The 26,575-nt window shown below is 63.3% G+C and carries 23 protein-coding genes and 1 tRNA gene; 11 read left to right on the top strand and 13 right to left on the bottom strand.

Annotated elements, in window-relative coordinates; all coding sequences use genetic code 11:
* Positions 1-57 precede the first annotated feature (57 nt).
* On the top strand, positions 58-570 hold the full coding sequence (gene msrB / locus FJ934_RS12105) for a peptide-methionine (R)-S-oxide reductase MsrB (protein WP_140609856.1): 513 nt from the start codon (positions 58-60) through the stop codon (positions 568-570).
* Between the two features lie 115 nt (positions 571-685).
* Here msrB and FJ934_RS12100 read toward each other — a convergent pair whose 3' ends face one another.
* Positions 686-2,281, bottom strand: a complete 1,596-nt coding sequence (locus FJ934_RS12100) for a DHA2 family efflux MFS transporter permease subunit (RefSeq protein WP_140609855.1) — start codon at positions 2,279-2,281, stop codon at positions 686-688.
* Positions 2,282-2,354: 73 nt separating this feature from the next.
* Entirely contained in the window at positions 2,355-3,545 is a 1,191-nt protein-coding gene (locus FJ934_RS12095; protein ID WP_140609854.1) for an HlyD family secretion protein, read from the bottom strand.
* Between the two features lie 129 nt (positions 3,546-3,674).
* Here FJ934_RS12095 and FJ934_RS12090 point away from each other — a divergent pair, with 129 nt between their 5' ends.
* Both FJ934_RS12090 and FJ934_RS12085 read left to right on the top strand, forming a co-directional pair.
* Entirely contained in the window at positions 3,675-4,409 is a 735-nt protein-coding gene (locus FJ934_RS12090) for a TetR/AcrR family transcriptional regulator (RefSeq protein WP_140609853.1), read from the top strand.
* Between the two features lie 148 nt (positions 4,410-4,557).
* A complete protein-coding gene (locus tag FJ934_RS12085; RefSeq protein ID WP_246671496.1) occupies positions 4,558-5,370 on the top strand; it encodes a tetratricopeptide repeat protein in 813 nt (270 codons plus the stop codon).
* Between the two features lie 101 nt (positions 5,371-5,471).
* Here the strand turns inward: FJ934_RS12085 and FJ934_RS12080 are convergent, their stop codons facing one another.
* The 4 genes from FJ934_RS12080 to FJ934_RS12065 form a co-directional block, all read right to left on the bottom strand.
* A complete protein-coding gene (locus tag FJ934_RS12080) occupies positions 5,472-6,173 on the bottom strand; it encodes a hypothetical protein (RefSeq protein ID WP_140609852.1) in 702 nt (233 codons plus the stop codon).
* A gap of 185 nt (positions 6,174-6,358) precedes the next feature.
* Positions 6,359-6,997 (bottom strand): ribosome biogenesis GTP-binding protein YihA/YsxC, encoded by a 639-nt coding sequence (yihA, locus tag FJ934_RS12075; protein WP_181165591.1) that lies wholly within the window; start codon positions 6,995-6,997, stop codon positions 6,359-6,361.
* Between the two features lie 17 nt (positions 6,998-7,014).
* On the bottom strand, positions 7,015-7,653 hold the full coding sequence (locus FJ934_RS12070; RefSeq protein WP_140609850.1) for a CatB-related O-acetyltransferase: 639 nt from the start codon (positions 7,651-7,653) through the stop codon (positions 7,015-7,017).
* A 120-nt stretch (positions 7,654-7,773) separates the two neighbouring features.
* Complete coding sequence (locus tag FJ934_RS12065) at positions 7,774-8,088, bottom strand: hypothetical protein (RefSeq protein WP_140609849.1); 315 nt, start codon at positions 8,086-8,088, stop codon at positions 7,774-7,776.
* A 176-nt stretch (positions 8,089-8,264) separates the two neighbouring features.
* Between FJ934_RS12065 and FJ934_RS12060 the strand changes: the two genes are divergently transcribed.
* Genes FJ934_RS12060 through FJ934_RS12050 form a run of 3 tightly spaced genes read left to right on the top strand, consistent with a single transcriptional unit; the run spans position 8,265 to position 11,561 of the window.
* Positions 8,265-8,729 (top strand): MarR family transcriptional regulator, encoded by a 465-nt coding sequence (locus tag FJ934_RS12060; protein WP_140609848.1) that lies wholly within the window; start codon positions 8,265-8,267, stop codon positions 8,727-8,729.
* Entirely contained in the window at positions 8,722-10,017 is a 1,296-nt protein-coding gene (locus FJ934_RS12055; protein ID WP_140609847.1) for an HlyD family secretion protein, read from the top strand. The genes FJ934_RS12060 and FJ934_RS12055 overlap by 8 nt, the downstream gene beginning before the upstream one ends.
* The gene (locus FJ934_RS12050; RefSeq protein ID WP_140609846.1) at positions 10,014-11,561 is read left to right on the top strand and encodes a DHA2 family efflux MFS transporter permease subunit; all 1,548 of its coding nucleotides are present in this window, start codon (positions 10,014-10,016) and stop codon (positions 11,559-11,561) included. Before FJ934_RS12055 ends, FJ934_RS12050 begins: the two co-directional genes overlap by 4 nt.
* 204 nt (positions 11,562-11,765) lie before the next feature.
* On the opposite strand, the gene FJ934_RS12045 is transcribed toward FJ934_RS12050, so the two are convergent.
* The 5 genes from FJ934_RS12045 to rpmH form a co-directional block, all read right to left on the bottom strand.
* Positions 11,766-13,739, bottom strand: coding sequence for a protein-L-isoaspartate(D-aspartate) O-methyltransferase (locus FJ934_RS12045; protein WP_140609845.1), 1,974 nt, complete (start codon positions 13,737-13,739; stop codon positions 11,766-11,768).
* A gap of 148 nt (positions 13,740-13,887) precedes the next feature.
* Positions 13,888-14,106, bottom strand: a complete 219-nt coding sequence (locus FJ934_RS12040) for a hypothetical protein (RefSeq protein ID WP_140609844.1) — start codon at positions 14,104-14,106, stop codon at positions 13,888-13,890.
* Positions 14,107-14,486: 380 nt separating this feature from the next.
* Positions 14,487-16,301, bottom strand: coding sequence for a membrane protein insertase YidC (yidC, locus tag FJ934_RS12035; protein ID WP_140609843.1), 1,815 nt, complete (start codon positions 16,299-16,301; stop codon positions 14,487-14,489).
* 14 nt (positions 16,302-16,315) lie between these two features.
* On the bottom strand, positions 16,316-16,669 hold the full coding sequence (gene rnpA / locus FJ934_RS12030; RefSeq protein ID WP_140609842.1) for a ribonuclease P protein component: 354 nt from the start codon (positions 16,667-16,669) through the stop codon (positions 16,316-16,318).
* 14 nt (positions 16,670-16,683) lie between these two features.
* Positions 16,684-16,818, bottom strand: a complete 135-nt coding sequence (gene rpmH, locus FJ934_RS12025) for a 50S ribosomal protein L34 (RefSeq protein WP_008833937.1) — start codon at positions 16,816-16,818, stop codon at positions 16,684-16,686.
* A 279-nt stretch (positions 16,819-17,097) separates the two neighbouring features.
* Between rpmH and FJ934_RS12015 the strand changes: the two genes are divergently transcribed.
* From FJ934_RS12015 to FJ934_RS12000, 4 genes are all read left to right on the top strand, one after another.
* Positions 17,098-18,585, top strand: coding sequence for a HAMP domain-containing sensor histidine kinase (locus FJ934_RS12015; RefSeq protein ID WP_140609841.1), 1,488 nt, complete (start codon positions 17,098-17,100; stop codon positions 18,583-18,585).
* Positions 18,586-18,842: 257 nt separating this feature from the next.
* A tRNA-Arg gene (locus FJ934_RS12010) sits at positions 18,843-18,919 on the top strand.
* 219 nt (positions 18,920-19,138) lie between these two features.
* Complete coding sequence (locus FJ934_RS12005) at positions 19,139-22,519, top strand: adenylate/guanylate cyclase domain-containing protein (RefSeq protein ID WP_140609840.1); 3,381 nt, start codon at positions 19,139-19,141, stop codon at positions 22,517-22,519.
* Between the two features lie 11 nt (positions 22,520-22,530).
* Positions 22,531-23,847, top strand: a complete 1,317-nt coding sequence (locus FJ934_RS12000; protein ID WP_140609839.1) for an extracellular solute-binding protein — start codon at positions 22,531-22,533, stop codon at positions 23,845-23,847.
* Here the strand turns inward: FJ934_RS12000 and FJ934_RS28360 are convergent.
* Both FJ934_RS28360 and FJ934_RS11990 read right to left on the bottom strand, forming a co-directional pair.
* Positions 23,754-24,128 carry a hypothetical protein gene (locus FJ934_RS28360; protein WP_246671495.1) on the bottom strand — a complete coding sequence of 125 codons (375 nt, stop codon included), beginning with the start codon at positions 24,126-24,128 and terminating at the stop codon, positions 23,754-23,756. The two genes, FJ934_RS12000 and FJ934_RS28360, sit on opposite strands and share 94 nt — an antisense overlap.
* 21 nt (positions 24,129-24,149) lie before the next feature.
* Positions 24,150-25,484 (bottom strand): FAD-binding oxidoreductase, encoded by a 1,335-nt coding sequence (locus FJ934_RS11990; protein WP_246671494.1) that lies wholly within the window; start codon positions 25,482-25,484, stop codon positions 24,150-24,152.
* A gap of 190 nt (positions 25,485-25,674) precedes the next feature.
* On the opposite strand from FJ934_RS11990, the gene FJ934_RS11985 reads away from it, so the two are divergent.
* A complete protein-coding gene (locus tag FJ934_RS11985) occupies positions 25,675-26,553 on the top strand; it encodes a LysR substrate-binding domain-containing protein (protein WP_246671493.1) in 879 nt (292 codons plus the stop codon).
* Positions 26,554-26,575 lie beyond the last annotated feature (22 nt).

Raw genomic sequence — 26,575 nt, 5'->3', positions numbered from 1 at the left:
CTTTTGATTTCCACGTGGCGGCGCGGTCTGGCAAAAGGACAACAGGAGGAATTGGTGATGAACCGTCGCGACTTTCTTTTGAGCGGCGCCGCCGCCATCGGCATCATAGGAGCCGCAGCGACAATGCTGCGCATGGGCAGCCCGCAGCCCGCACGGGCCGCACAGGCCGCAGAAAAGTTCGAGGTCACCAAGACTGACGACGAGTGGAAGGCCATCCTGTCGCCGGCCGCCTTCGACGTGCTGCGCAAACAGGGCACGGAGTATCCCGGCACCAGCCCGCTGCTCAACGAGCACCGCAAGGGCATCTTCGCCTGCGCCGGCTGCGACCTGCCGGTCTATCCCTCCGAGACGAAATTCGATTCCGGCACCGGGTGGCCGAGCTTCTGGCAGGAGATCGCCAATGGCATCGGCAAGACCGAGGACCGGTCGCTGGGCATGACCCGCACCGAGGTGCACTGCCGCCGCTGTGGCGGCCATCTCGGCCATGTCTTCGACGATGGCCCGGCGCCGACCGGTCTGCGCCACTGCATCAATGGCGTGGCGCTGACCTTCAAGCCCACCACGGCCTGACAATACCCCCTGAAGAAAGAAAAAACTCCGGGCTTGCGGCCCGGAGTTTTTGCGCGGTCAGGGTTTTCGGGCGTGGACTGGAGGAGCTTCCCGAAACCGCTGCCCACATACTGATTCAGTGCCCGCCGCCACCACCGCCACCGGGCGCGGCCGGCTTCTTGATCAGCATGGTGAACAGGCCAAGCGTCGCGAACAGCACCGTCAGCAGGTAGAACACATCCATGAAGGACAGCAGCGCCGCCTGCTGATGGACCATGCCAGACAGCTTTGAGATCGCGGCACTGGTGGCGTTGAGGCCAGTGCTCTGCTCGAAGTTGAGCGTCATGTTCTGCAGCTTGGTCTGCGCGGCCGCACTGCCCCACTGCACGTGCTCGGCGAGCCTTGCGTAGTGGAAGGCATTGCGGTCGATCAACACGGTGTTGATGATGGCAAGGCCGACCGCGCCGCCGAGATTGCGGGTGAGGTTGAACAGGCCGGACGCGTTCTTCAACCGGTCGGGCGGCAAGGTGCCGAGCGCGATGTTGTTGATCGGCACCATGCATAGCATCATCGAGCAGCCGCGCAGGATCTGCGGGATGAGCAGCTCATAAAAATCCCAGTCGGCGGTCAGATGCGTCATCCACCATGTGCCGGTGGCGAAGCCGAAGAAGCCGATCATCATCATCAGCCGCAGGTCCATCTTGCTCGACAGGAAACCGGAGATCGGCGCGGTGACGAACATCGCCAGGCCGCTGACGAACAGCGCTTCGCCGATCATCATCGAATCGTAGCCGCGGATGCGGCCGAGGAACACCGGGTAGAGATAGGTGAGCCCGTAGAGACCGATGCCGATGACGAAGGAAAACAGCGAACCGAAGGCGAAGTTGATGTTGCTGAACGCCTTGAGGTCGACGATCGGCTCCTCGGCGGTGAAGACACGCCAGAAGAAGATCGCCGCGCCGATGGTCATGACGATGGCGCAGATGAAGACCGCCTGGTCCTGCAGCCAGTCATTGTTCGGACCCTCTTCCAGCACATATTCCATGCAGCCGAGAAAGGCCGCCATGCCGGCCAGGCCCCACCAGTCGAACTTGTTGAACAGTTTGAGGTTGGGCTTGTCGAAATCGATCAGCGACCAGGCCGCGGTCGCCACCAGGATGCCGGGCACGACATTGACCAGGAACAGCCAGTGCCATGAAAAGGCGTGACTGATATAGCCGCCGACGGTCGGGCCGATGGTCGGCGCCAGCGTGGCCACCAGGCCGATCATCGGCGAGACGATGGCGCGGCGCGAGGGCGGGAAGATGGTGAAGGCCGCGGCAAAGACGCTCGGGATCATGCCGCCGCCGATGAAACCCTGGACGGCGCGGTAGACGATCATCTGGTCGATGTTGGTGGCTGTCGCGGCAAGAGCGCTGGCCGCGGTGAAGCCCGCCGCCGCGATGGTGAACAGCACGCGCGTCGACAGCATGCGGCTGAGGAAGCCGGACAGCGGGATCATCACCACCTCGGCGATGAGATAGGCGGTCTGCACCCACGGGATCTCGTCGGAGCTGGCGCTGAGGCCCGCCTGGATCTCGGCCAGCGAAGCCGAGACGATCTGGATGTCCAGGATCGCCATGAACATGCCGAACACCATCGCCAGGAAGGCGATGACGCGCCGTGTCGAGATCGTGTCGGGAACGGCCGGCCTTGCCGGCAGCGATCCTGCGGTGATGGTTGCGGTTGCCATTTCCTTGGGCCTCCTTGAGGCAGGCCGGGCGGGGCGGCGCTTGATCAGCCGCCGAGCCGCCCTCCGAAAGCGCTTAGTTGCTGGTCGTGTTCGGCGCCGTGCGGCTGTCGACGGCGACGACAACGCTGAGCCCGGCGCGCAACTTGCCGGTCTTCAGGGCATCGGCCGGGACATCGATGCGAACCGGGATGCGCTGCACCACCTTGGTGAAGTTGCCGGTGGCGTTCTCGGGCGGCAGCAGCGAGAACACCGCGCCTGACGCCGGAGCCAGTGACGAGACGGTTCCCTGGATAGGCTTGCCGTCGATGGCGTCGACCGAGATATTGACCTTTTCGCCGGGAACCAGCCGGGCAAGCTGCGTCTCCTTGAAATTGGCGACGATGTAGAGCTTGTCCATCGGCACGACGACGGCGAGCTTCTGGCCGGGGCTGACGAGGTCGCCCTGCTCGACCGAACGGTTGCCGACAATACCGTCATAGGGCGCCTTGAGCACGGTGAAGGACAGGTCGCGCGCGGCCTTGTCGTGGCTGAGCTGCAAGGATGCGAGCGTGCTCGCCGACTCGGCGCGCTGCGCCTCGAGCACGCCGATATTGGCCTGGGCGGCTGCGATCTGCGCATCGGCGCCGACGAGAGCGGCATTGGCCTGGTCGAGCGCGGTCTGGGCGTCATCCAGCTGTGCCTGGGTGCCGACATGAGTCTTGACCAGTTGCGCGGCACGCTGCTGGGCACGGGCGGCATTGTCGGCGGCCGCCTGATCGGCGACCTTCTGTGCCTGAGCCTGCTGCAGGGATGCCTGCGCGGCCTTGGTCTGCGCGTCGATGCGGTCGAGCGTCTTCGACAATGTGGCGATCTGCGCCTCGGCCTGCCCGACTGCGATCTTGTAGTCGCCATCGTCGATCGTCAGCAGCGGATCGCCGGCCTTGACCACCTGGTTCTCGCTCACCTTGACCTGATCGACATAGCCGGAAATCTTGGGCGAAACGAACGCCATGTCGGCCTGGACATAGGCGTCGTCGGTCGTGATCATGAAACGGCCCGTGGTCCAGTAGTCGTAGCCGTACCAGGCGCCGCCGCCGAGCAGCGCAAGGCCAATGATCGGCAGCAGGAAGGAGCGCACCGAGCGCTTCTTCTTGGCCGGAGCGTCAGCCGCCGGTGGCGGTGCGACGACCGGCTGGACGGGAATCTCCGGGGCTTCGGTTGCCGGCGCGACCTTGGCATTGGGGAAAGGGCGGACTTCGGCAGTGGTTGGCGCGTTCGAGGACATGACATCTCTCTAAAATGAATAATACTGAACCGTTCGGTTCGATCTGGCCGTTGACATAGCGCGAAAAGAGGACCATATCAAGGGGCAATCGAACCGGTTGGTTCGAATTATTTTCGAGGTGCGACTTTCATGGCCGAGACAACACCTGACGCCGAAAACCCTGACGCCGAGAACGACAAGTGTGGCGACCTGTTGGAGAGCCTGCGGCGTGGCCGCCCGGCGGCTGGACAGGATCCGGTCAAGCGGAGCCAGATCATCGATGGCGCCCGCCGTGTCTTCATCGACAAAGGCTTCGAGGCCGCGTCGATGAACGACATCACACGTGAAGCCGGCGTGTCGAAAGGCACCATCTATGTCTATTTCGCCAACAAGGAAGAGCTGTTCGAGGCGCTGATCGAGGAAGAGCGCGGCACCATCTTCAAGAACATGTACGACATGCTCGACCGTGCCGACGACCTGCGCCAGACGCTGGTGAAGTTCGGCAAGGTGCTGTCCATGAAGATCACCTCGGCCAAGGTCATCCAGGCGCAGCGCACGGTGATCGGCGCTTCCGACAGGATCCCCGACATGGGTGCGCGGTTTTACGAACGTGGTCCCAAACGCGGCCATGACAAGGTCGTGACGTTCTTCAATGCCGCCGTCGAACGTGGCCTGCTCCAGATCGACGATGTCGACCTCGCCGCCTATCAGTTCACCGAGCTTTGCCTGGCCGGCCTTTTCCGGCAGTGCATCTTCGCCTACCGCACCAAGGCTCCGAGCCAGGATGAGATCGACCGCATCGTCAGGTCGGGTGTCAGCATGTTCCTGAAGGCCTACGGCACCGAAAAGCTTGCCGAGGAAGAAAAAAACTCACATTCGCCCTGACATGACGCTCCGAACGGCCCTCCAGTGGCCGATTTTTCGTGGAAGCCGGCTTGACCTCAAGGCGCTGAGCGTCAACGTCTGGGGGACCGGGCCGAACGGATCATTCCGCGGGAATGATTCTCGTTCGCGAGCGTGAAGGCAGATCGGGATGGGCGATCCGAAGTTCCAGGAACAGATGCGACGCATCGTGGCGGACTTCAACGCCGGGCGCCACGAGCAGGCACGGCTGCTCTGCGAGGAGGCTCTTCGCCAGACCCCGGACGACCCAGCTCTCAACCACCTTCTGGCTGCCGTTCTTTTCGCCAAGGGAGAGATATCGGGAGCCCGCACCCATATTCATGCAAGTCTGGCGATCAGGGCCGACAACGCAGCCACTCAATTGCTCGCCGGTCGCCTGGCGCGGGCGGCACGGGATTTTGACCAGGCGCTGTTCCATCTCTCACGCGCGGCGGAATTGGCGCCCGACGCTGCCGTGCTTATCGAGCAGGCGCGAACGCTCGATGAGGCGGGCGACCGGACCCAGGCGTTCGAGGCTTGGCGGCAGGTGACACTTGCCGATCGCTCGTCGGCGGAAGCGGCAGCGCGTCTGGGCCGCATGCTGTTCGAGGACGGAATGCCTGCCGATGCGGCACCTTTGCTGGAGCGGGCGGTGAACGGAAATGCGCCCGCATCGACATGGTTCGACCTCGCCCTTGTCAGGCAGGATCTGCATGATCATGTCGGGGCAGCGGCCGCCTATCGCAAAGCGCTGGAGATACGTCCCGACGACGCCGAGGCGGCGGTCAATCTGGGGATAGCGCTGCAGGAAACGGCCGATATGGACGCCGCGATCGAGGCTTATCGGACGGCCTACAAGCAGCGCGCCACAACCTTCGGCATCATCGCGATGGCACTGACGTCAGCGCCGCACGGCAAGCTTTGGATCGATCGCGAAGCGTTGAAGGGCTTGCTTGGCGGCTAGGGCAATTCCAGGAAAGTGCGTCGCGGTTTTCCATCCGCAATTGGGTAAAGACAAGGAATAGAGCAGGTCGCATGCAGAGCGGCTGCACTCGGATCGGGACTCTAGCGGGCGCGTTTTACGCGAAACTGCTTCCGGTAGACGCCGGGTTCGGCAAGAACATCGGCAACGGTTTTTTCGTAGGAAGCCTTGCGCACGGCATCGAAGCTTTCGAAGACGAGTTCGGGCGCGGCGCGCGGCACGGGAAAGCATTGCGCAACCGGCGTGCCCTTCGCCAGCACGCCGGAGAAACCCTGGTCGGTCCAAATTGCCGGGAAATTGATGCCGGCGTCCTGGAAATGATCCGCATCGACAACACCAGTCACCAGGCGGAAAGGAAGATCATCGCGGTTGACCGGATGGGTGGCAAAGAGGGACCAGCCGTCCTCCAGCTCGATCGTCCAGAAACTGTTGAATTTTATGGCCGCCAGCCCATTCGAAAACGGTGCGCCGGCGAGCTGTTCGGCGACGTGGAAGCTGAGCGGCGAACGCGGATGGCCCCTCGTTGACGGCTCGGCGATGTCCCACCGCCATTCAAAGGCGCCGTTCTCGACTGTCACATCGCACGGCAGCAGGATCATGAAGCCGTGTGTCATGGCATCGACGAAGGGCGGACACTGCTTTACCGTCCGAATCTCTCGCCCATGGATCTCCGAAAAGGCTTTCGGAGGCATCTTGCGGAGCCAGTCAGGCAGCACGCCGCGCGCTGGAACCGGCCGGGGCAGCGTCTCGGCAAGCGCGGGATCACAACGAAAAACGATACGCATCCGGTTCGCCTCACATGGCGCTGCGATGTTGACGGATCGCCAAGGCGCGGTCAACGGACACGCGTACGACGTCTAGAGCATGATGCCGAAAAGTGTGAAGCGGTTTTCGGATGACATCATGCTCTAACTTTTGATTTAGAGACGGATTCAGATTTCAGGTCGACTCGACCTGAAATCATCCGGCTCTAGCCGCCATTGGCCGCGAGCACGATCGCGGCCTGCAATTCCTCAAGGCCTTCGCCCTTTTCCGATGATGTCGCGAGCACGAACGGAAACGCCGCCGGACGCTTCTTGATCTTGGCCAGCGTCTCCTCGATCAGCCGCGGCACGCCGGCAGCCTTGATCTTGTCGGTCTTGGTCAGCACGATCTGGTAGGACACCGCCGCCTTGTCGAGCAGCGACAGCACCTCGTCGTCCTTGGCCTTGATGCCGTGGCGGGCATCGATCAGCACATAGACGCGCTTCAGCGTGACGCGGCCCTTGAGGTAGTCGAAGACCAGCTTCGTCCATTCGTCGACCTTCTCCTTGGGCGCGGTGGCATAGCCGTAGCCAGGCATATCGACCAGCGCCATCGGCGGCAGGTCGGCGCCCTCGCCCGAAAATCCATCCGGCACGAAGTAGTTGAGCTCCTGCGTTCGCCCCGGCGTGTTGGAGGTGCGCGCCAGCCCCTTCTGGTTGACCAGGGCGTTGATGAGCGAGGACTTGCCGACGTTGGAGCGACCGGCAAAGGCGATCTCGGGCGGGCCTTCCGGTGGCAGGAACTTCATTGCCGGCACGCCGCGAATAAAGATCCACCCGCGCGTGAACAGGTCGGTGCCGATCATGGTGCTGTTTTGAGCGTTCAAGCTGCTGTCTCCAGAAGAGAGATGTCGGCGCCCCTGATGGCATTGAGATTGCGACTGATCTTGTCCACCGGCCAGTCCCACCATGCCAGCGCCAGCAACCGCCTGATCGTTCTGTCGTCGAAACGCATCTTCACCACCTTGGCCGCATTGCCGGCGACGATGGCATAGGGCGGCACATCGTGCGTCACCACCGATTTCGCGGCGATGATGGCGCCGTGGCCGATTTCCACGCCGGGCAGGATCACTGCCTCCATGCCGATCCAGACATCGCTGCCGACCACCGTGTCGCCGCGTACCTCCTTCGACCATGTCGCCGGGTCAAAACCCTGTTCCCAGCCATGGCCGAAAATGTTGAACGGATAGGTCGAAAAGCCAGACATGGCATGGTTGGCGCCGTTCATGATGAAGCGCGCGCCTTCGGCTATGGCGCAAAACCTGCCGATGATGAGCTTGTCGCCGATGAAGGGATAGTGGTGCAGTACGCATTTTTCGGCGAATTTGTCCGGCCCGTCCGGGTCGTCATAATAGGTGTAGTCGCCGATCTCGATATTCGGCGTCGTCACCAGCGGCTTCAGGAAACCGACGCGCGTGTGTATCGCGATCGGGTGCTTGATGTCGGGGTTGGGTCCGTTCATGTCGGTTCGTCCGGGAATTGGCGGACAGGCGCATCCGGAAACGGAGATGCCGGTCAAAATAACGTGATCCGCCCTATAGCACCAAACGGCCGGGGAGCGAGTCTTCGTTGGCGGACAAGCTCATTTGTTGCCGCGGCAGATGACGATCGGATTGGACAGCGCGCTGTCGAAACCGCTGCCCTGGTAGATGGTGACGTTGGCGGCGCCGGGCGGCAGCATGAAGGTGCCCTCGACCACTTTCTGGTCGCCTGATGTCGTGTGGAGAGCCCAGCTAAACGTGCAGAATTGCTGGGGCGCCTCGGGTTCGACGTGGCTGCAGTTCAGCTGCGCGCCACCCAGCATGGCGGCACCGCCGCAGCTGACCGCCTCCCTTGCCACCGCCGCGCCCGGGCACCCGACGAGAGCCGTCACGGCTGCGATCCTGATCCAATTCATCGTCGAAATCCTTGCCGGAAAATTCTCGCCGCCTGGCGCCCGTGGCGCGCCTTGGCCCATGCAATTTTTCTTCCGAGCGGTCTAATCCGTCTTGCGCGCGCCGTCCAGCAGGATTATGTGCATGATGATAATAAGCATGCTCACTAAAAGTTGTCGGCAGACCCTGATCTCCTCCCATGTTCTTCTCGTCCAATATCAGCTTCGTGCTGCACGATGTCGCGCGTCTGCTTCGAAAGCGGTTCGAGCAGCGTTCGCGCGCATCGGGGCTGACGCGGGCTCAATGGCAGGTACTGGCCTATCTTTCGCTGCATGAAGGCGTTCACCAGAACAAGCTCGCCGACTTCATCGAGATCATGCCGATCACACTCGCCCGGTTGCTGGACAAGATGGAAGCCCGGGGCTTCATCGAGCGCCGGCCCAATCCAGCCGACCGCAGGGCCTGGCTGCTTTATCTGACGCCGCAGGCCCATCCGCTGCTCGAGCTCATGCGCGGCAACGGCCAGAAAACACGAGACGAGGCCTTCGCCGGCCTTTCGTCGGATGCACGGCAGCATCTGCTGCAAACCCTAAGCTTGATCAAATCCAATCTGCTCGCGGCTTGCGCCCAGCCAGCCGTCGACCGGGAGAAAGTACATGGCTGAATCAACATCACCCAAGAAGCCTGCTGACAAAGAAGGTGTCGGCGAAAGAGCCAGCGACCAGGTCATCCGGCTGGACAGCGAGCGCGAACAGAGGCGCGGCAACGTCGTCATCGACAATGACGAGCTGGAAGCGCCGGTCGCCCTGGAGCCGGCGGCGCTCGAGGCTCCGTCCAGGGAGCCGCAGCCACGGCAGGCCCCGGTCGCGGCTGTCGCTCCCGGGCCGGTCAAGCCGAGGCGCGGCCTGACGCGGCCGGTGCTCTTTGCCTTGCTGCCCGTCGCGCTGGTGGTCGGCGGCTATTACTATGTCACCGGCGGCCAGGTGATGACGACCGACAATGCCTATATCCAGGCCCAGTCGCTCGGCGTGTCAACCGACGTCTCCGGCACCGTGCAGGAAATCGACGTGCACGAGAATCAGGCTGTGAAGAAGGGTGACGTGCTCTTCCGTTTGCGGCCGGCTTCTTTCGAAACCGCGCTCGCCGCCGCCCAAGCCCAGCTCGGAACCGTGCGCAACCAGGTGCTGACCTTGCAGGCGAGCTACCAGCAGTCGCTGGCGCAGATCGAGCAGGCCGAGGCCGACATTCCTTATTACGAGGCCGCCTTCCAGCGGCAGCAGGATCTGCTCAAGACCTCCACCGCCTCGAAGGCGTCCTTCGACAGCGCCCAGCACGACCTCGTCGCGGCGCGCCAGAAAGTGTCCGTTGCCAAGTCACAGGCTCAGGCCATGCTTGCCCAGCTCGGCGGCGACGCCAACCAGCCCGTGGAGAAGAACCCGTTTTACCTGCAGGCTCAGTCGGGCGTCGACGATGCACAGCGCAACCTCGCCGATGCCGTGGTCAAGGCTCCCTTTGACGGCATCGTCACCAATGTCGATGTGCTTCAGGTCGGCAAGTATCTGCCGGCTTCGCAGCCGGCCTTCAGCCTGGTTTCGTCGACCGATCTGTGGATCGCGGCCGAGCCCAAGGAAACCGAGCTGACCTATGTCAGGCCGGGACAGACGGCAACGATCAGCGTCGATACCTATCCGGGTGCCGTGTGGCACGGCACGGTTGCCTCGATCAGCCCCGCCTCGTCGTCGAGCTTCTCGCTGCTGCCGGCCCAGAACACCACCGGCAACTGGGTCAAGGTCGTGCAGCGCATCCCGATGCGCGTGGCCGTGGACGATATCGGGGGCAAACCGCCGCTGCGGGGCGGCATGAGCGTCGTGGTCGATGTCGACACCGGCCATGCGCGCGGCCTGCCGGACTTCGTCACCAACCTCCTGAAGAGCTTCGGACAAAAGTCATGACCAGCGAGGCCGCTACGGGAGGCACACCGGTGGTCGCCAATCGCGGCGCCATCACAGCTTGCGTGATCCTGGCCGTCATCATGCAGGCGCTGGACACGACCATCGCCAATGTGGCGCTGCCCTACATCCAGGGCAGCGTTTCGGCGAGCGCCGACCAGATCAACTGGGTACTGACTTCCTATATCGTCGCGGCCGCGGTCATGACGCCGCCCTCAGGCTACCTTGCCAACCGTTTCGGCCGCAAGCGTATCCTCTTGACCTCGATCACCGGCTTCGTGGTCGCCTCGGTGCTGTGCGGTTTCGCGCAGTCGCTGCCGCAGATCGTCGGCTTCCGCCTGCTGCAAGGCCTGTTCGGCGCGGCCCTGGTGCCGCTGTCGCAGAGCATCCTGCTCGATATCTACAGCGTGGAAGAGCGCGGCTCGGCGATGGCGCTGTTCGGCGTTTCGGTGATGGTCGGGCCGGTGCTGGGCCCGGTCATCGGCGGCTGGCTGACCGAAAATGTCAGCTGGCGCTGGGTGTTCTACATCAACGTGCCGATCGGCGCGCTGGCCTTCGCGGGCGTGTCGATGTTCGTCCAGGAAACGAAGCTGGACTTCAAGGCCAGGCTGGACTGGCTGGGCTTCGGCATGCTCAGCATCACCATCGCGGCCCTGCAGATGTTTCTCGATCGCGGCGAGCAGCTCAACTGGTTCTCGTCATCCGAGATCATCGTCGAGGCGCTGATCTGCGCGTCCGCCTTCTATATCTTCCTCGTCCACACCTTCACCGGCCGCAACACCTTCGTGAACCCGAGGCTCTTCCTCGACCGGAATTTCGCCGTCGGCATGGTCTTCATCTTCATCATCGGCATCACCTATCTCGCCTCGCTGGCGTTGATGACGCCTTATCTTCAGACCCTGATGGGATATCCGGTGGTAACGGCCGGCATCGTCATGGGCCCACGCGGCCTCGGCACCATGGCCTGCATGTTCCTCGTCGGCCGGCTGGTCGGCAAGGTCGACACGCGCTGGCTGCTGTTGACCGGCCTGCTGGTCACCGCCTGGGCGATGTACGACATGACCGGCTGGACACCCGACGTGTCGCAATGGACGATCGTCAGCACCGGCTTCATCCAGGGCGCCGGACTGGGCTTCCTGTTCGTGCCGCTGACCACCATCACCTTCGCCACGCTGGCGCCGGAACGGCGCGCGGAAGGCACCGGGCTCTACAATCTGTCGCGAAATATCGGCTCCAGCGTCGGCATATCGGTGGTCACCGCTCTGCTGACGCAGAACGTGCAGATCAACCATGCCAACATCGCCACCTATGTGACGCCCTTCAACCAGGCGTTCGGCGATCCGGCGATCGCCCAGGCGATGAGCCCCTACACCGCCGCCGGCCGCGCGGCGCTGGACGGCGTGGTGACGCTGCAGGCGACGATCATCAGCTACATGGACGACTTCAAGCTGATGATGATCCTGTCGCTGGCCGCCATTCCGCTGGTGCTCCTGCTGCGCAAGCCCGGGACGCCGGCCAAGGTCGACCACAGCGCCGTCATGGAGTGAGGCCAGGACCCGGCTGATTGCGTCGGGGTATCGCGCGGCGACGAATTGACAGCCTTTGGAAACACACAAGCAGTCACGCCGCGCGCGTGCTTTCAGTTTCGCCGATCACGGAACGTGAACAGATGCCCGCCCCCCAAAAAAGCCCGGACGGAACCAGGCTTTTTCGACAGGACCCGCCAATGCACTGGAATGAAGTTCCGGACCTCAGATGCCGAAGGGGAATGTATCCGGTACCTTGCCGGTGCTGTCGGCCGACATGGCGAGCGGCGTGACCGCGGACGTTCGATCGAACCAGACGAAGGCATCGAATTGGAGGGAGACGGACGAGTCCATGTAATGGCTGAGCCGTTCGGTCTCCGGCCGGTAGATGACGCCGATATAGCGTTCCGGCCTCGGCGCCGCCAGATCGGCGCCGAGCTGGCCATGGCGCCCAAAATCCAGCAGGAACGAAGGTTTGCCGCTGTCGTGGCACATCCGCTCGAAGCTGTGCGGTAGCGAAGGATTCACATCCTTCACCTCCATCTCACCGTCCCAATCCGAGGCGCAGGCGACAGTACCGGTATCTGTTCCGAAGCCGATCAGCGCCGCCCGGGCACCGAAGCGTTCCCGGCAGAGCTGGCCGATGTTGAGCTCGTCGCGGACAGTGCCCATATCGGTATGCCGCGCATCGCCGATATGCGAGTTATGCGCCCACACCACGGCCTTCGAATCCGGTCCTTGCGCTTCGAGAAGCTGATCGAGCGTTTCGAACATGTGCCGATCGCGGAGATTCCAGGTCTCGGCGCCACCATAATACATCACGCGGTAGTACCGCTCGGCCGATGCGACCAGACGTGCACTCTGCTTGGCGTCGAGGAGATCGCCGTCGCCCTCCGCCATGGATCGTTCGAACAGATCCATGCACTGCCGCACGACGGCCTCTTCGCAGGTTCTGTAGCCCGGCCGCAGCGCCGCGCGTCCGTAGGTGGTGGGCTCGTTCTGCCAAGGCATCAGACAGCCATAGCGCTCGCGCGCGACCGCGGCCGCTTCGGGATCGACCTTTTCCAAGTAGGCAAGCACCGTGGCGATCGAGCCGCTCATATTGTAGAGATCCAGTCCGTAGAAGCCTGCTTTCCGCGCATGATCGGGCACATCCCGGTTGTATTCACGCAGCCAGCCGATGAATGCGGCCACCTCGGTGTTGCGCCACATCCAGGTCGGGAAGCGCTGGAAAGGCGGCTGCGCATCCGACTGCCGTTCCTCTGCGCGAACATATCGATTGATCTGCGCGGCATCCGGCCAGTCCGCCTCGACGGCCACGATGGTGAACCCGTGTCGCTGGAGGAGGCGCCGGGTGACCGCCGCGCGCGCACGATAAAATTCCGAAGTGCCGTGGCTGGCTTCCCCGAGCAAGACGACGCGCCGGCTGCCGAACCGGTCGAACATCGCGCCGAAGGCCGGATCGTCGATCGGCGGCAGATCTTCGGCCGCCCGCGCGATTTGCTGCGGCAATGGAGGAGGGCGTACCTCGCGCGCCGACCGCGTGCTTTCTTCCTGCCCGCCATGCTCGCCGATCAGCGGCACGAACATGACACCGCCGAGGTCCTCCTCCTCGAACTTGTTTGCCGCAATCCGCGTCAGCCGAACGAGCCGCTGGGAGTAAGGGTCTTCACCGACCGGAATGATCAGCCTGCCGCCGATCTCCAACTGCTCCTGCAAGCCGAGGGGAATGGATTTGCCGGCGGCCGCGACGACGATAGCGTCGAAGGGTGCCTTTTCCTGCCAGCCTTTCGTGCCGTCGCCGACCCTGACCTCGACGTTTCGGTAACCCGCGGCATTGAGCCGCCGCTCCGCCTGTTGCGCGAGCGATCGGTGCCGCTCGATGGTGAAAACGTGTTCAGCAAGTTCGGCCAGTACGGCTGCCGCGTAGCCCGAGCCGGTGCCGATTTCCAGCACGCGATCGGTAGCCTCGATCTCGGCCATCTCAGCCATTTTCGCCACGATGAAGGGTTGCGAGATCGTCTGTCCGCTGCCGATCGGCAGCGGGCTGTCCTCATAGGCGAATTCCTCAAAACCTTCGTCGACGAATTGCTCCCGCGCGACCCGGCGCACCGCATTCAGAACCCGCTTGTCACGCACACCCCGGCGCGCGATGTGCGCCTCCACCATCCGATGCCTGGCGTGCTCGAAATCCAGCATGACAGCCTCCAATCAGGCGTTAATCGGGTCGACGTGACGTTATTGACGAACGAACTCTTTTTCCGCGGTATCCGCTCTCCCGGCTTCCGGCCCCCGGACCATCGCTGCCGGTCTTCCTCTGCAGGCTCGACGCCGGTCGTGCGGGCTCCTATTCGTTGGTTCGCCCGGTCTGACGGGGATTGACACCGCCTTGCGGCGTGGTGTCGTTTTCGACATCGCCCTCAAAAGTGTTTTCGCCGTCCAGTTCCTCGTCCTCGTCGAGAAGATTGCCACCTTTGATCGTGCCCCTGGAGGCGCCAATGCCGGGATTCTGCTTCAAATCCTTGTCGGTGACCTTGCGTGTCTTTGGGTGAATGTTGCTGCTCATCGGAATGCCTCGCTGCAAATAGCATGTGATGAGGTCGATCCGCTGCACTGCCTTGAATTTTAACGGGCGCGTCGACCTGATCCTCCCACGCGGGAGCTTTTAGGGAGCCTTGTGCGCGAACTCTTGAACGCAGGATAAGTTCCATACGGACAATCCGGCAGCAGCGAGGTTCGATTTGCGGTAATGAGGGGGAGGTGAGAAAGATGCCGGCTCGGTCCCTGGTCCTATCGCGTGCCGGGCCACGGCGTCGCGCGCTGCATCACTGAAACCAAAGGCTGAGCCCTGTAGAACACAGGACCCAGCCATCAAATCTGCTCTTGCCCAAACCGCCCAACTTTATGGTTCGGTTTGCCGGGGCGGGCTCTTTGCCAAAGAAGCCTCTATTCCGCCGGCGACGGTTTCTTGCGGAACAGGGCCATCAGATTGTCCCACAGTTCGATCTTGGCGCCCTGGCGTTTCATGATCACGCCCTGCTGCAGGATCGACAGCGTGTTGTTCCAGGCCCAGTAGATGACGAGGCCGGCCGGGAAACTGCCCATCATGAAGGTGAAGATCACCGGCATCCAGGTGAAGATCGCGGCCTGCGTCGGATCCGGTGGCGTCGGGTTCATGCGCATCTGCAGGAACATGGTGATGCCCATGACAACCGCCCAGGCGCCCATATGCGGCAGGAATGCAGGCGCCGCGAAGGGCAGCAGGCCGAACAGGTTGAAGATCGACGTCGGATCGGGCGCCGCAAGATCGTGGATCCAGCCGAAGAATGGCGCGTGCCGCATCTCGATGGTGATGTACAGCACCTTGTAGAGTGAGAAGAAGACCGGGATCTGCAGCGCCACCGGCCAGCAGCCGGCAAGCGGATTGATCTTCTCGGTCTTGTAGAGCTCCATCATCGCCTGCTGCTGCTTCATCTTGTCGTCCGCGTATTTCTCGCGGATCTCGAGCATCTTGGGCTGCACCTTCTTCATGTTCGCCATCGACGCATAGGACTTGTTGGCGAGCGGGAAGAAGATGGCCTTGACGATGACGGTGGTGGCGAGGATCGCCAGGCCGAAATTGCCGAAGAATTTGTAGAGCGTGTCGATCAGCCAGAACATCGGCTTGGTGATGAAGTAGAACCAGCCCCAGTCGATCACAAGGTTGAACTGGCGAATGTGGCGGTCGGCCTCATAGGCATTGATCTTGGCGACTTCCTTGGCGCCGGCGAAGATTTCCGTCTCGACGGTCGCCGACTGGCCGGCCTCGACATTGATCGGGTCGGTCAGGAAGTCGGACTGATAGCGGTGGCGGCCATCCTCGAAATAGGCGTAGCGCGGCTGGAAAGGCTGCTTCTCGGTCGGTACCAAGGTGACGGCCCAGTATTTGTCGGTGATGCCGAGCCAGCCGTCGGTCGACTTGCCCGGCGTGATCTGCTTGTCGGACTCGATCTTGGAGTATTTGTATTCCGCCAGACCCTCGGTGCCGGTAACGCCTATCAGGCCTTCATGCAGCACGTAGGTGCTGGCGACCGCCGGCTTGTCATAGCGCGTGACACGGCCGTAGTTGAACAGCGAAACCGCGCTGCTGGCTGAGTTCTGCACCGTGTCCGAGACCGTGAACATGTAGTCATTGTCGACGGATACCGTACGCTTGAAGGTCAGGCCCTTGTCATTGGTGTAGGTGAGCGTCACCGGCGTCGAGGGGGTCAGCGTCGGGTTGCCGTCCACGCTCCACACAGTTTCCGCACCCGGTACCGTGCCCGTCTTGTCGTTGCCCACGAAACCGATCTCGGCGAAATAGCCGGTGGGCAGGACCTGCGGGTTGAGAAGCTCGATCTCGGGCGAATTCTTGTCGACGGTTTCGGTGTAGTGCTTGAGCCTGAGGTCGTCGAGGCGTGCGCCGGTCAGGTTGATCGAACCCATCAGGCTCGGCGTGTCGATCTTGACGCGCTTGGAAGCCGCCAAGGCCTGATCGCGGCTGGCAGCCGTGACGGCATCACCGCCGGGCGCGTTGGGAATGCTGCCCGGCGCCGGCGCCGGCGTTCCAGCCCCCGGATTGACGGCCTCGGCCGCCTTCTTCTGCTCTTGCACGCGCTGCTGCTCGACCTTGGCGGCCTCGCGCTGCTGTTCGACGCGCGGATTCATGTAGAAAACCTGCCACAAAGTCAGGATCAGCACCGACAGCGCGATGGTGATGAAGAAGTTCCGGTTGTTTTCCATCGAGAGCCTTTGGCCTATCGTGTTCCGCGAAGTCGGCGGGAGAGTTCGGCCTTCAACTGGCCGAAGGGGGCGCGCAGCGCATCGTCGCGCCCGACGATGACATAATCATTGCCGGGCATCATGTCATCGGCCGCGTGGACGCGGACGGCTTCTTTCAGCCGCCGCCTGATGCGGTTGCGCACAACGGCTTTGCCGACCTTCTTGGTGACGGTGTAGCCGACACGCGGCATCCCGCCGTCGTCGCGGTCGAGGACCTCGACGAGGAAGAACCGCCCGCGGCGCTTTTCACCACGGCGGACGGCCAGGAATTCCGCGCGCTTCAGAAGCCGCTTGGGATTTTGCCCCACTGGCTTGCCGGTTGCGGGCAACGATCTCGTCTCGCTTAGGCGCTGAGCCGCTTGCGGCCGCGGTTGCGGCGAGCCGCGACGACGCCACGGCCACCCTTGGTGGCCATGCGGGCACGGAAGCCGTGCCGACGTTTGCGGACGAGTTTGGACGGTTGGTAGGTACGCTTCATTTGTTTTAATACCGCGGGGTGCGGCCCTTCTTGATTCTGTCACTTTGTAACAGGAGCTTTGCCGGGCCGGTTTTGGCGCGATCGAAACCGCGCCGGGACGAATGGCCCGAGCGTGAGCGGGCTTATAGAAAGAAGGGTTTTTAAAGTCAATCCGGCGTCGTCTCGCCAAGGCGGCAGGCCATCTGGCGCAAATTTAATGTTCCGACCAAGGATAAAATTGGCAAAAAAGCCGTAATCGCCTAATCTTGGCTGATCAAGTGATTGTGAAGACAGAGTCGCATGAGCGAAACCAGCCAAGCGGGTGAAGGGACCGGAACGGCGCCAGCCGCCGTCCGCACGGTGCCGCTGTCGCGCGGACTGTCGACAAAGCTGCTGCTGCTGACGATCGTTTTCGTGCTGCTGGCCGAAGTGCTCATCTTCCTGCCCTGGATCGCCAGCTACCGGTTGAGCTGGCTCAAGGAGCGGCTGAGCACCGCCGCCGCCGTGTCGATCGTGCTGGTGCAGGGCGAATCGACCTCCTTGTCGCGCGCGGCCCAGAACGACGTGCTGATGGCGATCGGCGCCAAGGCGATCGCGGTGCGCGACGGCGGCGTGTCGCGGCTTCTGGTGGTGGCCGACATGCCGCCGCAGGTCGATTCCCATATCGACCTCGCCAACGTCGGCATGATCAAGGGCATGACCGGCGCGCTCGACACGCTGTTCTTCGGCGGCGACCGCATGCTGCGCGTTTTCGGGCCGGTCGGCGAGAGCGACAAGGAATTCGAGCTGATCATGCCGGACTACAGTCTGCGCAAGGCCATGCTGATCTATTCGCGCAACGTCGCCTTCGTCTCGCTGCTGATCTCGCTGTTCACGGCCATGCTGGTCTATGCCGCGATCGACCTGATCATGATCGGGCCGATCCGCACGATGACGCGCTCGATGCTGACCTTTTCCGAGGCCCCCGACGACCCTGCGCGCATCATCCATCCCGCCGACCGCGCCGACGAAATCGGCGTCGCCGAACGCGAGCTGTCGCAGATGCAGATACGGCTGCAAAAGATGCTTTCCGAACAGAAGCACCTGGCCGACCTTGGCCTTGCCGTGTCGAAGATCAACCACGACATGCGCAACATCCTGTCCTCGGCGCAACTGATTTCGGACCGCCTGCGCCAGGTCAAGGATCCGACCGTGCAGGCCTTCGCGCCGAAGCTTCTGCGCACGCTCGACCGGGCCGTCTCCTATTCGGAAGGCGTGCTGGCCTATGGCCGCACGCAGGAGCCGCCACCTTCGCGCCGCCGGGTGAGGCTGCGCCAGCTGGTCGAGGACGTGCATGGCCTGCTCGACATCGAACAGGGCATCGAGTTCATCAACGCCGTCGAGACGGCGTTCGAAGTGGATGCCGATTCCGACCAGTTGTTCCGGGTGCTGACCAATCTGTGCCGCAACGCGGTGCAGGCGATGGCGGCCGACACCGAGAGCGCCGTCGTGCGCCGGCTGGCCGTGTCGGCCGAGCGGATAGGCAGCGTCAGCCGCATCGCCGTCACCGACACCGGCCCCGGCCTGCCGCCGAAAGCGCGCGAGAACCTGTTCGCGGCATTCCGCGGCTCGGCGCGCAGCGGCGGAACCGGCCTTGGCCTGGCGATCGCGCACGAATTGATCCGGGCGCATGGCGGCACGGTGGAGCTGGTCGAGAGCATTGGCGGGCGCACCACTTTCGCCGTGACCATCCCCGACCAGCCGGTGCGGCTCGACCAGGCCCGAGGCAGCCTGCGCCGCCCGGCGTGACGCTTGCGCGCTGTCTTTCCGAGGCGCGTCGGACGTGACACTTTCGCTGAAGCTTCTTTCCCCCAGCTTCAAACCAGACCGGCTCCCGGCAGCTTCGAAGCCCGGGAATCGGGGCCGTCATCACCGGATGACAGGACCGCGACAAAACTTTTGCCGGATCGGCTTGCTTTTCGCGATTTCAGTCGTTAGGGAACTGCACACATTCGCGGCCGGTCTTTCGGATCGGATCGCGGGCCGTTGAAAACACGGCCTGTTGCGCGCCCGTAGCTCAGCTGGATAGAGCACCAGACTACGAATCTGGGGGTCAGGAGTTCGAATCTCTTCGGGCGCGCCAATCGTGACATACTGATTTGGCGCGACATTTTCCCCAGCACTGGAACAAAACTGGGCATCTGCGTCTGCTTCCGACCCGAAGAAGACGCCTGGACGGCTCAACTCGACTGACTTGTGGGCGGCCCAAAGATGATACTGCTCCTCGCATAAGAGGCGCGACCCTACCTAGTGTTTGCGATATAGTGCTCGGGCAAAGCTTCCACCGCCTGGGAGTAGGCACGTGGATATTCGAGCATGGCTGGTGAGCCTCGGTCTCGGCGAGTATGCCGACGCCTTCGGCAGCCAAGACATCGATGAAGAGGTGCTCCCGAGCCTGACCGCCGACGACCTGACGGCGCTCGGGGTCATGTCGATTGGCCATCGGCGCAAATTGCTCAGCGCCATTGCGGCCCTCGCCGAGAGTCCGAACCGGCCCACAACGGCCCAGCCCCCGCCCGCCCCTTCGGATTCTCGCGCAGAGCGACGGCAACTCACTGTGATGTTCGTCGACCTCGTTGGCTCGACCGAGCTTGCGCAGGCGCTCGACCCGGAAGACATGCGCGAGGTCATTCTCGCCTATCAGCAGGTGGTTGCGCGGGAGATCGCTCGCTACGACGGGCGCGTCGCCAAGCTGATGGGCGACGGCGTGCTCGCCTATTTCGGCTGGCCACAGGCGCACGAGGATGACGCCGAGCGCGCCGTGCGAGCCGGCCTCGCCGCCGCTTCCGCCACCGGCCGGCTGACCGCGCCCGGCGGCAAGCCGCTAGCGGCGCGCGTCGGCATCGCCACGGGACTGGTGGTCGTCGGCGACCTGATCGGCGAAGGCGCTGCACAAGAGGAAGCCGTTGTCGGAGACACGCCCAACCTCGCGGCCCGGCTGCAGGCACTCGCAGAGCCAGGCGCAGTCATCATCGCCGACACGACGCAAAAGCTGGTTGCGGGGCTGTTCGCGACAGCCGACCTCGGTGAGCGCCCTTTGAAGGGCTTTGCCGCTCCGGTGCGGTGCCGGCGCGTCGTCGGCGAAACAGCCGCCGAAAGCCGGTTCGAAGCGCGGCACGCCGTGCTTGCACCTCTGGTCGGGCGGGACCCTGAGCTGGCACGCCTGCTCGAACGCTGGCACCGCGCGACAGCGGCAGAGGGTCGGGTCATTCTGCTCAGTGGCGAGGCGGGCATCGGCAAGTCGCGCCTGATTGCGGCGCTCGCGGAGCGGGTTGCCACCGAACCGCATGCCGAGCTGCGCTTCTTCTGCTCCGCCTATCATACGAACAGCGCGCTGCATCCTCTCATAGCGCATATCGAGCGAGCGGCGGGTTTCGTCAGTGACGACAGTGCCGATAGCAGGTTCGACAAACTCAGGGCACTGCTCGCCAGGCTCCATATGGAGACGGACGAGGCGCTGCCGCTGCTGGCGATCCTGTTGTCGATCGACCCAGGCGGACGCTACCAGCCGCCCAGACTGCCCGCGCCGACACTCAGGACGCGCACGCTGGCGGCGTTGATACGGCTGGTCGAGGCGTCGGCGAACAAGCCGGCGCTTGTGCTGGTCGAAGACGCCCACTGGATAGACCCGACGACGGCAGAGTGGCTCGGGATGCTGGTTGAGCGGCTCGCCGGCCTGCGCGCCCTGTTGGTGGTGACGGCACGACCGGAATTCGAGCCGCACTGGAAGCCGCTATCGTCTGTAGAGATAGTGCTGCTCGGACGGCTCGAACAGGAACACGGCATAGCGATCATAGAGCGCGTTGCAGGCAACAGAAAGCTGCCGCCCGATATTGCCGACAGGATCCTGGCCAACACGGAAGGTGTACCGCTGTTCGTCGAGGAGCTGACGCGGACAGTCCTCGATTCCGGGCAGCTACTAGAGGCCGACGGGCGCTATCTCGCGATAGGGCCGCTGCCCAACTTTGCAATTCCCTCGACCCTGCAGGACTCGCTGATGGCGCGCCTCGACCGGCTGTCGCCGGTCAAAGAGACGGCCCAGATCGGTGCCTGCATCGGGCGCATCTTCGGCCACCGGCTGCTCGCTGCGGTGAGCGGTGCGGACCAGGCGCGGCTCGACGATGCGCTCCACCAGCTCGAACAGGCCGAGTTGGTGTTTCGCGGCGGCGTCGCGCCGGAGGCGACCTATACGTTCAAGCATGCGCTGGTGCGCGACACCGCCTACCAGAGCCTGCTGAAGAGCCGGCGCCAGCAAATCCATGGCAGGATCGCCGCAGCGCTCGAAGCCGAGTTCGCCGAAATCGCCGAAGCCGAACCCGAGACCGTCGCGCAGCATTACACGCTGGCCGGACTGGCGGATGAGGGCGTGCCATGGTGGCTGCGGGCGGGGCAGCGCGCTATGGCAAGGTCTGCCAACCGCGAGGCCGCAGCTCACTTCGCCAAGGGGCTCGAGCTTACCGCGTCACTGCCCGCTTCCGAGACCCGGCTCAGGCAGGAAGTTTCACTGTGGACGGCGATGGGCTCGGCTCTTGTCCCCGCCAAAGGTTGGGCCGCTCCGGAGCCCCTGCAGGCATTTTCGACCGCGCGGGACCTTGCCGCGCGGCTCGGCGACAAAGTCAAGCTGTTCGCAGCGGTGCGCGGCGAGAGTGGCTGCCGTACCATCTCGGGCGACCTGCGCGCCGCCGAAGCTCTTGCCATGCAGTGCAAGACGCTCGGGGTGGAGCTCGCCGAGGCATCCGGCGATTCTGAGTACCTGCTGGAGGCACACCATCAACTCTGGGGCGTCAATTTCTATCTCGGCAGGTACGAGTCCGCTGAACCGTTTGTCAGATATGGCCTTGAAACCTACGACTACGAGCGGCATCGCCACCTTGCGTGGGGCTATACCGGGCACGATCCCGGCGTCTGTTGCAGGTCGTTCCACGCGCAGATGCTCTGCATATGCGGCAAGCCTGACGGTGCGATTCAGCAGGCAAGGGAAGCCGTCGCCCTGGCCCAGCGCGACTCCCATCCCCTTAGCTTGGCCCAGGCACAGATGGCCCTCGGCGTTGTCCACCTCCTTCGGCGAGAGCCCGGCGAGGCGCGACGCTGGGCTGAAAAAGCCATTGCGGTGTGCACCGAGTTCGCCCTCCCGCTGCTGCTGGGGCAGGCTCGCGCCTTCTTCGGCTGGGCGCTTGCTGGTCTGGGTGCGTTGGACGATGGGATTGGCGAGATGCGTGATGGGATAGCGGCGATGGCCGAAACCGGCGCCGACATGGGGATGGCCGCTTATCTGTGCGCGCTAGCGCGGGCCTGCGGCGAGCGCGGCGAGGCAAGCGAGGGACTGGCCGTTCTGGAGCAGGCGTTCGACACGCTCGCCAAATCAGGCTCCACATATCAGCTGCCCGAGTTGTTGAGTGCGAAAGGAGAGTTGCTGTCACGGCTGGACCCGCGCGGCGACGCCGCCGAAGACCCTTTGCGGCAATCTTTGGCCGCCGCCCGCGAGCAGGGCGCGATACTGGCCGAGTTGAGAGCTGCTTTTCGCCTCGCGGGACTTTGGGCCAACCACGGCCGCGACAAGGAGGCGCGAGAGTTGCTCGCACCGGTCTATGCGGCATTCAACGAAGGCCTCGACACGCCTGACCTGATGGAGGCCGGACGCCTGCTGCAACGGCTTCCGCAAGGAGCGACCGCGGTGCCCTAGGGAGGAGAGCCATGCTCAAACGAATGTGGGTCGGCCTGTTGGCGGGCGTTGCACTGCTGCCGCCTAGCAGCCAGGCTGATGCGACAACCGAACTCACGATCCTGTGGGCAGAATGGGATCCGGCCAACTATCTGCAGGAGCTCGCCGACGAGTATGAGAAGGAGACCGGGGTCAAGGTCACGGTCGAGACCGTGAACTGGCCCGGTTTCCAAGACAAGGCATTTATGGAGTTCAATGCCCACTCTGATTCCTACGACATGGTCGTCGGCGATTCGCAATGGCTTGGAGCCGGCGCCACGGAGGGTCACTACGCCGAGCTGACCGATCTCGTGAAGGAGAGCGACCTGACCAAGGTCATGACCCCGGCGTCGATGACTTATTATTCCGAATATCCAAGGGGCAGCGGACGCTACTGGGCCGTTCCGCTCGAGGCCGACGCGGTCGGCTGGGCCTACCGCAAGGATTGGTTCGAGGATCCCGCCGAAATGAAGGCCTTCAAAGAGAAGTACGGCTACGACCTCGCCCCGCCGAAAACCTGGATGCAGCTGCGCGACATCGCCGAGTTCTTCTACCGACCGCACGCCAACCCACCGCGCTATGGTGTCGCGATCTATACAGAGCAGAACGGCGACGGGCTGATCATGGGCTTCATGTCCGAATTGTTCAGCTATGGCGGCGAGCTCGGGAACTACAGCACTTGTGCGGTCGAAGGCATCGTTAACTCGCAGCAAGCCATCAAGGCGCTTGAGGCTTACAAGGAACTCTATTCCTTCACGCCGCCGGACTGGGGTAACACCACCAATCGAGAGGAAGACCTGGCGATCACCGGGGGGCTGGCGGCAATGAGTATGAACTTCTTCGCCTTCTTTCCGGCGCTGGCGAATCCAGCGATAAATCCGAACGCCTCCGTTACTGGATTCTTCGCCAGCCCGGCTGGACCGGGCGGGGATCGATTCACGGCGCTGGGGGGCCAAGGTATTTCGATCGTCTCTTATTCGCGCAAACAGGCGGAAGCCAGGAAGTTCCTTGAATGGCTCGCTCGCGACGACACGCAGCAGAAATGGGCGGACCTTGGCGGCTATACCGCCGACGCCCACATTCTGGAGTCGGAGAAGTTCCGCAACGCTACGCCGTACAATGAAGCGTTTTATCAGAGCCTCTTCGTGGCGAAGGACTTCTGGGCAGAACCCTACTACGCCAAGCTCGTCGATCAGATGAACGCACGTCTGGCACCCTACCTGCTCAGGGATGGGGGATCGGCAAAGGAGACGCTCGACGGGATCGCGGCCGACTGGAAGACGACGATCGCCGAAAACGGCTGCAAATAGACGCCCTTGATCGCAAAATTGCGTCGCAAGGCGCGTGCGGCCTCCGATACATCGCCGATGCGCCTGTGGGCGGGCTCCAGGACGGCCACGCCGTCATGCCATTCACCCGCCAGCATCATCAGCAGGCCGGCGAGAACGATCGCCTTGTCGCCGACGTCGGCCAGGCTCGCGCCAAGACTATCGCCGGCAAGGGGCGCGACGGCGCCGACGCTCTGGAACTGAAACGCCATTGCCGCGCGGGCGACGAACAGGACAGCCAGGATCGTCCAGCGGCTGCGCAAGGTTCTCTCACGGATTGCGAATTACCCAGGCCTGATATTCTGGTTCAGTCGGAAGAAATTGGTCGGGTCGTATTGCGTCTTGATGGCGGCGAGACGTGCATAGTTTCCACCATAAGCGTCCCGCACGCGCTCGTCGCCCTCATCACCGAGATTGTTGGCATAGACACCGCCGGTAGAGAATGGCCTCACCGCATTCCACAGGTCGCGCGCCCAGCCTATATTCGCCTCGTCATCGGCGGGATCGTCCCAGATGGCGATCGGGAAGCAATCGACAGCCGCGTCGCGATTGGCGTAGGGCGAATCCGATGCCGGCACGCGGGCGATGGCTCCGCCGACCTGTTGGAAAACCAGCAGGCTGGAGTGATTGGGAGCCGCCGCGTAACGGTCGAGCAACGCGTCGATCGCACCGTCGCTGATCTCGCGCAGGAACTGCGCCTTCCAGTAATAGCGCCGTCCGCGTGGAAAGAGGCTATCGCCCGCCGATTGAATTTGGAGATAAGGAAGGGCCTGAAGGCGGCTTTCGATGGGGGATCCGAATGTCATCAGCGGTGCGATGACAGGTTCGCCCGCTTCGGGTGACCCGACATAGCAGGCCGAGATGCTGAAGCCCCGGTCGCCCGTCGGCAACGTGACGAGCGCGGCGTCGACGCTCAACTCGTCCGGGGCTTCTCGGGAGAACCGATCGTAAAACCGCATGGCCTCGCGCGCATGATCGTAGGCGTGAAGCACCGAGCCGACGAGAAGAGCCGGGCCGAGCGGATGCAGCCGGTATTCGAACGCCGTCACTATGCCGAAATTGCCGCCGCCGCCGTGCAAGGCCCAGAACAGTTCGGGATGCTCGCCGGCGCTTGTCCGCAACAGCCGGCCGTCGGCGGTGACGATTTCAGCGGCGATCAGATTATCGCAGCTCAGGCCGTTCTTGCGTCCAAGCTTGCCGAAGCCGCCGCCGAGCGTGAGGCCGGCAATGCCGGTGTCGCTGTTGACGCCCATGGTCGTCGCAAGACCGTGGGCCTGTGTGGCGGCATCGAATTCGCCGAGATTGAGGCCAGCCTCGGCCCTGGCGATGCGGCGCTCGGGATCGACGACGATCTTCTTCATGCGGGATAGATCGATCACCATGCCATCGCAGACGGACAGACCGGCAACGTTATGGCCGCCGCTGCGAACGGCCACGAGACAGCCTTGTGACCTGGCACAGGCCACGGCAAGAACGACATCATCGGGATGGGCGCAAAAGACGATGGCAGCGGGACGTCTGTCGATCGCCCCGTTCCAGACCCCACGCGCCTGGCCGTAGGTGGGGTCTGTCGGCAACACCAGTTCGCCGCGCAAGCCTTGCCGCAGCTGTTCGATCACGGGACTCGAAAAATGGGATCGGCCCGATAGCACATCGGTCTGTCGTGGAATCTCCATCGTTATCGTCCTTGCTCCAACGGGACTACGGTCTCACAGGGACCAGCCTTCTGCAAAAGCGAAATTCTTAGCTGCTGGATGAGAGGAATTCATCTACGCTGCCGGCATGAGAAACTGTCCGCCGCTCCGCGCCTTGCACGCCTTCGAGGCCGCAGCCCGGCTCGGCAGCTTCAAGGCGGCAGCAGCGGAGCTCGGCGTGACACCGACGGCGATCAGCCATCAGGTCCGCTCGTTGGAGGAAATATGCGGTCGCAAGCTGTTCCAGCGCCGGCCACGCCCGCTCGTGCTGACGAGTGCGGGAGCGCGACTGTTTCCTATCCTTCGCAACGGCTTTGATCTTCTCGCAGGCTTTCTTGCCGCAGTCGCCGAGCCGGATGTTCAATCGCCATTGCGGGTGACGAGCCCGAACGCTTTCGCAAGCCGATGGCTGGTGCCCCGGTTACCGAAATGGCGAGAGGCCAACCCGGCCGTGCCACTGGAGATCATCGGAACGGACGCGGTACTCGACCTTCGTGCCGGCGCCGCGGATGTTGCGATCCGCTACACGCGCCGCCCGCCTTTGGGCGTTGCCGCTCAGGAAGTGTGCCGCGATTCCTTCTTTCCCATTTGCAGTCCCCGATTGTTGGCGAGCGACGGACGGGCGATCGAGCGTGTCGCCGATCTCCTGCGGTATCCCCTGATCCATTTTGACTGGATGAACCGGGATCCGGACGCCCCCACCTGGCCCCGGTGGCTGGCGACGGCCCGTTCGATCGATCCGGACCTGGTCCCGGACAAAGCCTGGGATTTGAGCTTCCGCGAGGAACTGCACGCGATCGATGCGGTCGTCGCCGGGCAAGGCATTGCGATCTGCAGTGACGTTGTGGTCGGCCGTGAACTGGAGAACGGCTCGCTCGTCAAGGCGCATCCATTGTCCTTGCCGGGCTACAGCTTTTATGTCGTCTGGATGCATCACAGTCCGCGATCCGCGATCATCGAGTCGTTCCTGGCATGGATGAGAACCGTTACGTGAGTGCTTGCCTGTGACCGTCCTC

This window comes from Mesorhizobium sp. B2-4-12 (assembly GCF_006441575.1).
GTDB lineage: Bacteria > Pseudomonadota > Alphaproteobacteria > Rhizobiales > Rhizobiaceae > Mesorhizobium.
This window is presented reverse-complemented; position numbering and strand designations above follow the sequence as displayed.

Coding starts and splice junctions, on each gene's coding strand:
- yidC (WP_140609843.1), bottom strand. CDS start 16,301: ATGGAAAACAACCGGAACTTCTTCATCACCATCGCGCTGTCGGTGCTG.
- FJ934_RS12045 (WP_140609845.1), bottom strand. CDS start 13,739: ATGCTGGATTTCGAGCACGCCAGGCATCGGATGGTGGAGGCGCACATC.
- FJ934_RS12100 (WP_140609855.1), bottom strand. CDS start 2,281: ATGGCAACCGCAACCATCACCGCAGGATCGCTGCCGGCAAGGCCGGCC.
- FJ934_RS12080 (WP_140609852.1), bottom strand. CDS start 6,173: ATGCGTATCGTTTTTCGTTGTGATCCCGCGCTTGCCGAGACGCTGCCC.
- yihA (WP_181165591.1), bottom strand. CDS start 6,997: ATGATCGGCACCGACCTGTTCACGCGCGGGTGGATCTTTATTCGCGGC.
- FJ934_RS12060 (WP_140609848.1), top strand. CDS start 8,265: ATGTTCTTCTCGTCCAATATCAGCTTCGTGCTGCACGATGTCGCGCGT.
- FJ934_RS12000 (WP_140609839.1), top strand. CDS start 22,531: ATGCTCAAACGAATGTGGGTCGGCCTGTTGGCGGGCGTTGCACTGCTG.
- rpmH (WP_008833937.1), bottom strand. CDS start 16,818: ATGAAGCGTACCTACCAACCGTCCAAACTCGTCCGCAAACGTCGGCAC.
- FJ934_RS12090 (WP_140609853.1), top strand. CDS start 3,675: ATGGCCGAGACAACACCTGACGCCGAAAACCCTGACGCCGAGAACGAC.
- FJ934_RS12070 (WP_140609850.1), bottom strand. CDS start 7,653: ATGAACGGACCCAACCCCGACATCAAGCACCCGATCGCGATACACACG.
- FJ934_RS12065 (WP_140609849.1), bottom strand. CDS start 8,088: ATGAATTGGATCAGGATCGCAGCCGTGACGGCTCTCGTCGGGTGCCCG.
- msrB (WP_140609856.1), top strand. CDS start 58: ATGAACCGTCGCGACTTTCTTTTGAGCGGCGCCGCCGCCATCGGCATC.
- FJ934_RS12055 (WP_140609847.1), top strand. CDS start 8,722: ATGGCTGAATCAACATCACCCAAGAAGCCTGCTGACAAAGAAGGTGTC.
- FJ934_RS12095 (WP_140609854.1), bottom strand. CDS start 3,545: ATGTCCTCGAACGCGCCAACCACTGCCGAAGTCCGCCCTTTCCCCAAT.
- FJ934_RS12050 (WP_140609846.1), top strand. CDS start 10,014: ATGACCAGCGAGGCCGCTACGGGAGGCACACCGGTGGTCGCCAATCGC.
- FJ934_RS12085 (WP_246671496.1), top strand. CDS start 4,558: ATGGGCGATCCGAAGTTCCAGGAACAGATGCGACGCATCGTGGCGGAC.
- FJ934_RS12015 (WP_140609841.1), top strand. CDS start 17,098: ATGAGCGAAACCAGCCAAGCGGGTGAAGGGACCGGAACGGCGCCAGCC.
- FJ934_RS12040 (WP_140609844.1), bottom strand. CDS start 14,106: ATGAGCAGCAACATTCACCCAAAGACACGCAAGGTCACCGACAAGGAT.